The sequence below is a fragment of the Thauera sp. 2A1 genome (assembly GCF_009469595.2).
In the GTDB taxonomy this organism is placed as follows: Bacteria; Pseudomonadota; Gammaproteobacteria; order Burkholderiales; family Rhodocyclaceae; genus Thauera.
In genome coordinates this window covers 1-10,375 of the sequence record NZ_SSXV01000033.1, presented here as the reverse complement: position 1 = coordinate 10,375, position 10,375 = coordinate 1, and the positions used below count along the sequence as shown (strand labels likewise).

The following is a 10,375-nucleotide window of genomic DNA, read 5'->3' as shown; positions in this document are numbered from 1 at the left end:
GAAAATCGTCTGGCTTGGATATTGCTAAAGCTGCCCTATCGGCTATTGCACAGCGTTCAAAGGATTCGCCATGTTGTCAGTTCAATCGCTTCGTCACGGCTTCATTGCCGGCTTGTCGGCGGCCAGCTTCGTGGTCGCTGCATCGTCTGCCCAAGCGGCGGTGCTGGTGAGCCAGCCATTCGTCGATGGTGGTGCAAGTTTCCTGTCCAATCGCGGCGGTGGCTTCGAGAATGCCGACGCGTTCGTGCTCGGCGCGGCGTCGACGGTCACTTCCATCGCCTGGTGGGGCACCAGCGACGATGGCGGTACGGACCCGTTCTCGGTGCGGCTGGCGTCCACACTGGCCGGGCTGACGACGGATCTCGCTGGAACGGTGGCACGGAGTGCCGCACCGGTCGGTTCTGACGGCGATCCACGTGACATCTTCCGCTTCGAACTGACCTTGAGCGCGCCGCTCATGCTGGCGGCAGGGGAGCATTTCCTGTCGGTGGCGCGGGACGACATCGACTGGTTGTGGACGGAAGGAACGGGGGGCGACGGTTCGAGCTGGTATATCGACGCCAATGGAAACTGGACCAGCGAACCGCCCGACCTCTCGCTGGAGATCATCGGCGAGCGCCAGCAGACCGTTCCCGAGCCCGACACCCTCGCGCTGCTCGGCCTGGCCGGTGTGGGTGCCGCGATGGCCGGGCGTCGCCGCAAGTCGGTTAGCGTTTGAACGAAGATGCGTCACGGTTGAGCGTTTAGCGCGCAGCGAGGTTCAGCGCTTCGATTGCGGTTCGACCCCAATTAGGCAGTTGCCGCGCCGCTGAAGCGGACCTTTCGGGTTCGCCTCAGCGGCATTTTTTCGGATCAGGTTCTCGTCAGCAGGAAGGCTTGGAAGGCGGCAGCGCTCATCGGCCGCCCGAACAAGGGCCCCTGCTGCAGGTGACAGTCGAGCGCGCCCAGGAAGGCCTGTTGCGCCTCGTCGGCGACGCCGCGCGCGTAAACTTCCAGGCCGAGCGGCGCGGCCATGCTGGCGATGGCTTCGACGATGGCTTCGTCCTGCTCCTGGCGTCCGACGCCCCGCACGAGTGCAGGGTGCAATTTGAGCGCGCGCAAGGGGTGGCGCTTGAGTCGCGGGATCGAACACAGGCCGCGGCCGAAGTCGTCGATGGCGAGCCGCACGCCGCGCGCGGCCAGTTCCTTCAACATGCCGGCGAGCACGGGAGATTCTTCCTCCAGCACCTGCTCGTCGAGATCGAGCTCCAGGCAGTGCGGCGGCAGGCCGCTGGCGGCCAGCGCGGTGGACACGCCCGCGAGCAGGTCGCCCTGCTGCACATGCTCGATGGCGATGTTGACCGTGACCACCAGCGGCTGCCCTTGGGATTGCGGCCAGTTGCGCGCGAGGCGGCAGGCGGCTTGCAGTGCCCAATCGCCGAGGCGGGCGATCAGGCTGCCGTCGCGCACTGCACCGATGAAGCGGCTGTACGGGATCTGCCCGAGGCGCGGATGATTCCAGCGCAGCAGGGCTTCGCCGGCGCGGATGCGACCATCGCGCGCATCCACCAGCGGCTGGAAGTGCAGCTCGAGCTGCCGCCGTTCGAGTGCGTGGCGCAGGCCCGCGGCGAAGTGGTGGCGCTCGACGTCGGCGCGATCTGCCTCGGGGTGGTACAGGCGGATGCGGTTGCGGCCGAGGCGCCGCGCGTGATCGAGCGCCGCGCGTGCGCAGCCGAGCATGGCGTCGAGCGATTGAGCGTCCTGCGGAAACAGGGCGATGCCGATGCTGGCGGTGAGCGAGATTGTGTTCCCCGCGGCCGCGACGGGTTGTTCAAGTGCGCGGCGCAGATCTTCCGCACATCGCTCGGCTTCACCGACGTGGTCGACGTCGGGCAGCAGCACCATGAAGTTGTCGCTGCGCTCGCGCGCGATGACGCCGTCCTGGCCGAGTGCTGCGGCGAGGCGCTGGGCCGCCAGCCGCAGTGCGGTGTCGCCCACGCGGTCGCCGAGTTCGCGGTTCACCGTCTTGAAGCCATCGAGGTCGATGCGCATCACGGCGAGGCTGCAGCGCCGCTGGCGCGCGCGCGCCACTGCGTCGGCAAATCGCGCTTCGAACAGGCTGCGGTTGGGCAGGCCGGTGAGCAGGTCGTGGCTGTTCAGGTACATCGCGCTCGTGTCGGCACGCGCACCTGGGCTGGCGGTCGATGGGCTCGCGATCGACAGTGGAACGGCGGGTGCAGCGGCAGGGCTTGCACGCCCCTTGCCGCGCGGGGTGGCATCCTGCAGCAGCAGCAGGCGCCAGCCGGCGCGGGGGCCTGGCAGGACATGGGCCGGCGTATCACGCTGCGCGCTGCCGACGCGCACCTGCGCAAGGGGCGGCGCGCCCGGCTCGGGCCACACGATGTGCATGCACGCGCTCGCCAGGTGTCCGATGGCGTCCTCGCGCGCGACGCGGAGCATGCGCAAGGCGGCGGCGTTGGCGGCGTTGATCCTGCCGTCGGCGTCCACCACGATGAGCGGCTGCACAAGCGCGCCGGCGAGCCGGGGCCAGATCGCATCGTAGGGTGCGGAGGGCTCGCCATCGGACGCGGGCAGCGCGCCGGGGCTGAGGATCAGCGCATGGATGCCTGGGCGAAGCCGCGCCGCGGCGATGAAGCGGAAATCGCGCGTGCCGCCGTCGGGCAGGGCGATGCTCAGGCTGCCACGGGTTTCACCGTGAATGAAGAGGCGCGCACGCGCGTCGAGGAAAGCGCGCTCGGACGGGAAGAGCTCGGCCAGCGGACGGCCGGCGACCTGCCGGTAATCCCGCCTCAGCAGCCGGCAGGCGGCGCCGTTGGCGTCGAGGATCACCTCGTCGCCGGTGATGACCAGGCCTTCGTCGAGCAGCTCGAGCAGGGCCAGGTAGACGCCGGTTTCCGCGCCCTCCGAGAGGTCGGGCACGAAAGGATCGGCGGCATCGTCTTTGCCCTGGGGGCGTCCGGCGGGGTTCACGGGCAGCAGCATCGAGAAGGCTTGAGGGGATATCCGGCGAGGATCTGGATGCAGGATATCCGAGCCCGTGCAGGCCTTAGCCCCGAATAACCGGGTTCGCGGGGCCTAATTCACCCGCTTGGCTACGGCCAGGTTCATTTCCGCCCGAGACCGCCGAGCAGGAAGGCGATCGGGCGCTGCGGGCGGCGCAGGTGCGGCGCAGCGGTCTCGGCATGCGCTGCCGCCGATATGTCCGCCTTTACGGCGCTCGCTGCCTGGACGGGCTCGTAAGGCTTGCTGAAATCGAAGCCGTCGGCGGCGACCATCGACCTGGAAGGACGCCGGGGGGCACGCTGTTGCGGTGCGGCGGGCGCGGTTTCGCGCTCGCGCGGGGCTTGCGCCGCGGCGGGCTTGCGGTGGCGCGCGGCGCGCGAGCCGGCCTCGTGGAACTCGGGCTCGGGGTCGAAGCCGGGCACGATCTCCTGCGGGATGTCGAGCTTGATCAGCTTCTGGATCTCGGCCAGCCAGTGCTTCTCTTCCGCAGACACCAGCGAAATGGCGTTGCCCTGGTGTCCGGCGCGGCCGGTGCGGCCGATGCGGTGAACGTAATCCTCGGCGGTGTGCGGCAGCTCGAAGTTGATGACGTAAGGCAACTCGTCGATGTCGATGCCGCGCGCGGCGACGTCGGTGGCGACCAGTACGCGCAGCCTGCCGCTCTTGAAGGCCTCGAGCGTTTCGGTGCGCTGCTGCTGGCTCTTGTCGCCATGGATGGCGTCAGCGGCGATGCCGCTGCGCTCCAGGAAGTGCGCCAGCCGGCCGCACAGGATCTTGGTATCGACGAAAACCAGCGCCTGGGTGTCCGGCCGGTGTCGCAGCAGGTGGGCGAGCAGGTTGCGCTTCATGCCCGAGGACACCGGGTGCACGACGTGGGTGATCGTCTCCGACACCATGTTGCGGCGCGCGACCTCGATCAGTTGCGGGTCCTTCAGCATCTGGTCGGCCAGCTTCTTGATCTCGTCCGAGAACGTGGCCGAGAACAGCAGGCTTTGCCGTTGCGCCGGGAGCAGGGCGAGGATGCGCTTGATGTCGGGGATGAAGCCCATGTCGAGCATGCGGTCGGCTTCGTCGAGCACCAGCACTTCGACCTGGGACAGGTTGATCGACTTCTGTTCGACGTGATCCAGCAGCCGGCCAGGGGTGGCGATGACCACTTCGATGCCCCGCCGCAGCTCCATCTGCTGCGGCTTGATGTCGACGCCGCCATAGACGCAAACCGCGCGCAGCGGCAGATGCTTGCTGTAGGTCCTGACCGACTCGTAGACCTGCATCGCCAGCTCGCGCGTGGGCGCGAGGATCAGCGCGCGCGTCTGGTGGCGCGCCGGCGAGGTGCTGGTGTTGGCGTGGCGGGCGATGCGGTGCAACAGCGGCAGGGTGAAGCCGGCGGTCTTGCCGGTGCCGGTCTGGGCGCCACCCATGACGTCCTTGCCGGCGATGATGGTGGGGATCGCCTGGCGCTGGATGGGGGTGGGTTCGGTGTAGCCGGCGTCTTCGACGGCCTTCAGCAGCTCGGGGATGAGTCCGAGTTCGGCAAAGCTCATGGGGGCCTTTCTGGTCGGCAGCCGTGGGGGGCTGCGCGGATTGGAAAGCCGCAATTATACACGCAGCAGAAAAGCGTTTCGGGTCAGGGGCTTCCGTGTGCTATTTCTTCAACGCGAGATAGGCGGTGACTTCCTCGCGGTCGTGGTAGAGCTGCTTGATGCGCAGCTCGTACGGCCCGACGCTGTGCAGCCTCTTCTGGATGAGGGTGCGGCACTGCTCCACCGCCTCCAGGCGGCGTTTCATCGGCAGCTTGAGGTTGAAGATCGTGCGCCGGCACTTGCCGGTGGCGATCCACTCCGCCATCAGCGAGGCGATGCGGCTGGGCTGCTCGACCATGTCGCACACCATCCAGTCCACCGGGCGTGGAGGCCGCCAGGTGAAGCCGTCGGCGCGGATGTGCTCGACCATCTCGGTGGCCATCACGTTGTCGCGCAGCGGGCCGTTGTCGATGGCGATCACGCGCAGGCCGCGATTGACCAGTTGCCAGGTCCAGCCGCCGGGCGCGGCGCCGAGGTCGACCGCGCGCTGCCCCGCGCGCAGCAGCGACTCGCGCTCCTCGTCCGACAGCAGCGTGGCGAAGGCTTCGGCCAGCTTGAGCGTCGAGCGGCTCGGTGCGTTCGACGGCATGCGCAGGCGCGGCACGCCCATCACCCAGGGCGAGGCCTGGCCGGGCATCTCGGCGGCGAGCCAGGCGGTGGCGGCGTCGGTGAACAGCACGTGGAGTATTGGCAGCCCGGTGCGGCTGGTGCGCAACGCACTGGCCTTCTCGAGTTCGCGAGACAGCGGTTCGGCGAAGCGGCGGCAGAAGCCCGATTGCTGCTTGGCGACGTCGGTGTCGGGCGTCTCGAGCACGACGCCACTGAAGCGCTGGCCGGAAGCCTTCACCGCCGCGACGATGGGGGTGGCGCGGTCGCGCTCGGGCAGGCCCTCCACGCGGCCGAACCAGGGCAGCAACTGGCGCGCGAAGACCGGGCGGCGCCAGTCGGTGGCCTCACCGAGCGCGGCGAGCGGCACCGGCTCGAAGGTTTCATAGACGACGTAGCCGGTGTCGGGCAGGGCGCGAAGGTAGCCGATCAGGCCGGCATCGGCCGCGATGTCGTCGATTTCGGCGGCAAGTTCCTTCTCGAAGCCGGCGCGACAGTAGCCGATGAGGCCGGATACGGGAAGGCTGGAGCCGGGGGCGTGATTGGACATCGGAGACTGGAAGAAAGAGGGCGGGGGCGCCCGTCGGGCGCAGGTGCGCGCTGCAGTATCATGGCGCGAAGACGCCAGATGATAAGCGATAAGCCCGTGGGGCGTCGCCCGCCGGCCATGGGTTGCCCGGTCTGCAGCGACGTCGCCGCGTCCAACACAGGAGAGAAACCGCGTATGACCGAACGTGCAATGAGCTACCGGGTGCTGGGCGAGACCGGCCCCACGGTGTCGGCGATCTGCCTCGGCACCATGACCTTCGGCCAGCAGAACACCGAAGCCGAGGCCCACGCCCAGCTCGACCTCGCCGTGGAGCGCGGCATCAACTTCATCGATTGCGCCGAGATCTACCCGGTGCCGACGCGCGCGGAAACATCGGGTGCCACCGAGCGCTACATCGGTACCTGGCTCGCCCGCCAGCAGCGCGAAAAGCTTGTGATCGCCACCAAGGTCGCCGGCCCGGCGCGTTCATTGCCGTGGATCCGCGGTGGCCCCGCCACGCTCGATCGCGCCAACATCCGCGAGGCCGTCGAAGGCAGCTTGCGCCGCTTGCGGACCGACTACATCGACCTCTATCAGTTGCACTGGCCCGAGCGCAACCAGCCGATGTTTGGCCAGTGGCAGTTCGACCCGACGAAGGAGCGCGACTGCGTGCCGATCCGCGCCCAGCTCGAGGCGCTCGCCGAGCTGGTGCAGGAGGGCAAGGTGCGGCACGTTGGCCTGTCCAACGAGCATCCGTGGGGCGTCATGGAGTTCGTGCGCCTGTCGCGGGAGCTGGGCCTGCCACGGGTGGTGTCGATCCAGAACGCCTACAGCCTGGTCAATCGCAGCTACGAATCGGGCCTGGCCGAGATCGGCCATCGTGAACACATCAGCCTGCTGGCGTATTCGCCGCTGGCCTTCGGTCACCTTTCGGGCAAATACCTGGCGGACCCCGCGGCCAAGGGGCGCATCACCCTCTTCGAGCACTTCGGACAACGCTACTCCAAGCCCAACCTCGTCCCGGCGGTGCAGGCTTACGCAGAGCTTGCTCGCGAACATGGGCTCACGCCCGTGCAGCTCGCGCTCGCCTTCGTCTATTCGCGCTGGTTCGTTGGCAGCACCATCATCGGCGCCACGACGATCGCGCAACTGGAGCAGAACCTGGCAGCATGGAACGTGTTGCTGGATGCACCGTTGCAGGAGGCGATCGACACGCTCCACCTGCGCTACACCAATCCCGCGCCCTGACACGGCGCGAATTTGACGGGGTGCGTCAGTGCCCAGCCGCAGGGCGCGGCGCCTGGGTTGCGGTGGGTTGCTGGCGCTGCGTCGGCGGGATCTGTGAGGGGACGACTTCGAGCTTGTGCTCCATCATGTAGTCGTTCATCTCGCGCCAGCCGGAGAAGACAGCCGCTTTCTCGGCGCCGGGATTGAGCGTGAAGCAGTCTTCCAGCGAGCGTCCGGCATGGCGGCAGGCGCTGCCGATTGCGCGGCCCTCGGCTTCCGTCCTCTTCGGATTCGGCAGGTCGAGTGCCGAAGTGAGCTGGTCGCAGCCCGCCACGAGCGGAAGCAGCGCAAGCAGGAAAAGGGTCGGAAGGGCAGGGCGCATGGCGGAATCTTTCGGTCGGTTCACCTGCAGGGTATCGTCATCCGCGCCGCGTTCTTGAGGGTGCACCGGCGGTGGAGCGCCGGCAGGCCTGCAGCCTCTGGTGATGTGATGGTGCCGAAAATGCGGGCGCGGCGAACTATAATGAAAAGCTGTTTCCAATTCGCCTTCATCGCGCCGCCAAATCCATGAACCAGAAGTCGTTCTCTCGCATTGCCACCCAGCTCGCCGGTCTTGGCCTGGGCCTTGGTCTCGCCCTTCAGCCCGTGTGGGCGGCCGCAGACGCCAAGCCTGCGGCGATCCAGCAGATCGAGCTGTTCCATCAACTCCCCGCCAGCAAGGTGGAAGCGCTGAAGGAACTGGTCGACCGCTTCAACGCGCAGAGCAAGGATGCGCAGGTCGTGCTGTCGCAGACGGACTGGCGCGCCGCCAGCGCGCCACACCTGATGATCCTCGACGGCGAGGAGGAAGAAGGTTTTCTCGCCGGCAAGCCGCGCTACAAGCCCCTGTACGCAGTGATGAAGGAGTCCGGTGTGCCGCTGCAGACCTTGCGGCCGCCCGCGATGATGACGCGCACGCCGGTCGACTCGAAGGGGCAACTGCTTGCGCTGCCGGTGGGCCTGTCGACGCCCGTCCTGTTCCTGAATCGCGACGCGCTGCGCCGCGCGGGCTTGAACGCGGACAAGCCTGAAGTCGCGACCTGGTTCGACCTGCAGAACACGCTGGGCAAGATGGCCGACGCCGGCCAGAAGTGCCCTTACACCGTCGCCGAGCCCAGCCGGGTCATGGTCGAGAACCTCAGCGCCTGGCACAACGAGCCGGTGGCGACGATGCGCGGCAAGACCATGGCGTTGTCATTCAACGGCATGTTCCAGGTCAAGCACGTGGCGATGATGGCGAGCTGGCAGCGTGCCCGCTACCTGCACGTGTTCGGAGCCAAGGCCGAAGCGGAGGACCACTTCGCTTCCGGCGACTGCGCAGTGATTGCCGCGCCGTCGGCGAGCTGGGTCGATTTCCGCAGCAAGGGCAAGGTGGATGTCGCAGTGGCTCGCCTGCCGTATTACGACGACTTCCCCGGCGCGCCGCAGAACACGATCGCCGACGGCCCTGCGCTGTGGGCATCCGCAGGCAAGAAGCCCGTTGAATACAAGGCGATGGCGCGCTTCGTCAGCTTCTGGCTGCAGGCGGAGAACCAGGTCGCGTGGCAGCGCCAGACCGGGTACCTGCCGTTGAACCGTGCCGGCCTGCTGGCCTCGCAGAGCGAACTGCTGGGCAATGACCTCGAGAACGTCAAGGTCGCGGTGGCACAGCTCTCGAACAAGCCGGCGACGGCGGACTCGTCGGCCCAGCCGGTGGTCGAGCGTGAGAAGGTGCGCCGCATCATCGACGAGGAGCTCGCCGGAGTCTGGGCCGATCGCAAGGCTGCGAAGGAGGCGCTCGACAACGCCGTCGCGCGCGCGTCCTCGGGCGGCTGACTGGAGGTGGGCCGCGGCCGGGCAACCGGCCGTGACCTCCTTCGCCAGAGCTCTCGGCGCAGGCCGCGCGCAGGGACGAAAGCGTCCCCGAGGCGCTTGCCGGCTGCTGTCATCAGCTTGACGCCGCTCGCGGCGCCCACCTACCATCCCGTTTTTTCGCGAGCGTTTCCGCCTTGTCCGTCAAGCAGCTATTCGAGCCGATCGCCGCCGACATGCAGGCGGTGGATGCGGTCATCCGCCAGCGCCTATATTCCGATGTCGTCCTGATCCGTCAGGTCGCGGAATACATCATCCATAGTGGCGGCAAGCGTCTGCGCCCGGCCCTGGTCCTGTTCACTGCCGGTGCGATGGGCTACCGGGGCACGCAGCACCACGAGCTGGCTGCCGTGGTGGAGTTCATCCACACCGCCACATTGCTGCACGACGACGTGGTCGACGAGTCCGATCTGCGCAGGGGCAACAAGACGGCAAACGCCATGTTCGGCAATGCCGCGTCGGTGCTGGTGGGGGATTTTCTCTACTCACGCGCGTTCCAGATGATGGTCGGCGTGGACAACATGCGCGTGATGCGCGTGCTGGCTGACGCCACCAACGTGATCGCGGAGGGCGAGGTGCTGCAGTTGCTCAACTGCCACAATGCCGACGTCGGTGTCGACGATTACCTGCGTGTGATCCGCTTCAAGACGGCCAAGCTCTTCGAGGCGGCATCGCGCCTTGGCGGCATCCTGGGCGGCGCGGACGAAGCGCAGGAATCCCGTCTTGCGGCCTTCGGCATGCACCTGGGCACGGCTTTCCAGATCATCGACGATGTGCTCGACTACTCCGCCGATGAGGCCGACACCGGCAAGCACCTGGGCGATGACCTCGCCGAGGGCAAACCCACCCTGCCGCTCATCCACGTCATGCTGCATGGCAGCGACGAGCAGGCCGCGATCGTGCGCAATGCGATCGAGACGGGCGGTCGGGACGATTTCGCGCTGGTGCTGGCTGCCATCCAGGCCACGGGTGCGCTGGAGGAGGCGCGGCGTCAGGCGCGCGCCGAGGCGGACCTGGCAATCGAAGCGATTTCGACACTTCCCCCTTCCTTTTTCAAGGATTCGCTGCTAAAATTATCGGACTTTGCAGTTGAGAGAAATCACTAAGCGGTTTTCGCCTCAGCGACGCAGGTAAAAGTGTCGGGGAATAGCTCAGCCTGGTAGAGCACTGCGTTCGGGACGCAGGGGCCGGAGGTTCGAATCCTCTTTCCCCGACCATAAATTCCAGAAAAACCGCCTGCAGGGCGGTTTTTTTTCGTGCGCCCGGCAGGGCGCACTCACTTGGAGGTGAAAGTCCTCTACTCGCCCGGCAAGGGGAAGAGTTAGCTGAACGGCAAGGGTGTCGCGGGTAACTGCGAATCTGGAGGAAGCCGAAGGCAAAGCGCTGGCCTGACGAACAGGAAGCGGATACGAGGCGGCACAGCGGGGTAAGGCGGCGAATATCGTCAAAGCCCGAAACTTGCACGGAGCGCTGTGACGTATATCCGACAGGCATAAGCGTGAAGGTGGGTGCGTCATACCCGGGGAGATCCTCACGG

The 10,375-nt window shown here is 67.1% G+C and carries 8 protein-coding genes and 1 tRNA gene; 5 read left to right on the top strand and 4 right to left on the bottom strand.

Features of this window, described 5'->3' with window-relative positions; all coding sequences use genetic code 11:
• Positions 1 to 70 precede the first annotated feature (70 nt).
• Positions 71 to 718: a PEP-CTERM sorting domain-containing protein gene (locus tag GH664_RS20905; protein WP_153170054.1), complete on the top strand. Its 648-nt coding sequence runs from the start codon at positions 71 to 73 to the stop codon at positions 716 to 718.
• A 134-nt stretch (positions 719 to 852) separates the two neighbouring features.
• Here the strand turns inward: GH664_RS20905 and GH664_RS20900 are convergent, their stop codons facing one another.
• The 3 genes from GH664_RS20900 to rlmM form a co-directional block, all read right to left on the bottom strand.
• Positions 853 to 2,982 (bottom strand): bifunctional diguanylate cyclase/phosphodiesterase, encoded by a 2,130-nt coding sequence (locus tag GH664_RS20900; protein WP_153170053.1) that lies wholly within the window; start codon positions 2,980 to 2,982, stop codon positions 853 to 855.
• Positions 2,983 to 3,104: 122 nt separating this feature from the next.
• On the bottom strand, positions 3,105 to 4,547 hold the full coding sequence (locus GH664_RS20895; RefSeq protein ID WP_153170052.1) for a DEAD/DEAH box helicase: 1,443 nt from the start codon (positions 4,545 to 4,547) through the stop codon (positions 3,105 to 3,107).
• 100 nt (positions 4,548 to 4,647) lie between these two features.
• Positions 4,648 to 5,742, bottom strand: coding sequence for a 23S rRNA (cytidine(2498)-2'-O)-methyltransferase RlmM (rlmM, locus tag GH664_RS20890; protein ID WP_153170051.1), 1,095 nt, complete (start codon positions 5,740 to 5,742; stop codon positions 4,648 to 4,650).
• 189 nt (positions 5,743 to 5,931) lie between these two features.
• Here rlmM and GH664_RS20885 point away from each other — a divergent pair, with 189 nt between their 5' ends.
• Positions 5,932 to 6,969: an aldo/keto reductase gene (locus tag GH664_RS20885; RefSeq protein WP_153170072.1), complete on the top strand. Its 1,038-nt coding sequence runs from the start codon at positions 5,932 to 5,934 to the stop codon at positions 6,967 to 6,969.
• 25 nt (positions 6,970 to 6,994) lie between these two features.
• Here GH664_RS20885 and GH664_RS20880 read toward each other — a convergent pair whose 3' ends face one another.
• Positions 6,995 to 7,330: a hypothetical protein gene (locus tag GH664_RS20880; protein ID WP_153170050.1), complete on the bottom strand. Its 336-nt coding sequence runs from the start codon at positions 7,328 to 7,330 to the stop codon at positions 6,995 to 6,997.
• 185 nt (positions 7,331 to 7,515) lie between these two features.
• Here GH664_RS20880 and GH664_RS20875 point away from each other — a divergent pair, with 185 nt between their 5' ends.
• The 3 genes from GH664_RS20875 (at position 7,516) to GH664_RS20865 (ending at position 10,055) form a co-directional block, all read left to right on the top strand.
• Positions 7,516 to 8,802 carry an extracellular solute-binding protein gene (locus GH664_RS20875; protein WP_153170049.1) on the top strand — a complete coding sequence of 429 codons (1,287 nt, stop codon included), beginning with the start codon at positions 7,516 to 7,518 and terminating at the stop codon, positions 8,800 to 8,802.
• Positions 8,803 to 8,975: 173 nt separating this feature from the next.
• A complete protein-coding gene (gene ispB / locus GH664_RS20870) occupies positions 8,976 to 9,944 on the top strand; it encodes an octaprenyl diphosphate synthase (protein WP_153170048.1) in 969 nt (322 codons plus the stop codon).
• A gap of 34 nt (positions 9,945 to 9,978) precedes the next feature.
• A tRNA-Pro gene (locus tag GH664_RS20865) sits at positions 9,979 to 10,055 on the top strand.
• Positions 10,056 to 10,375: the final 320 nt, after the last annotated feature.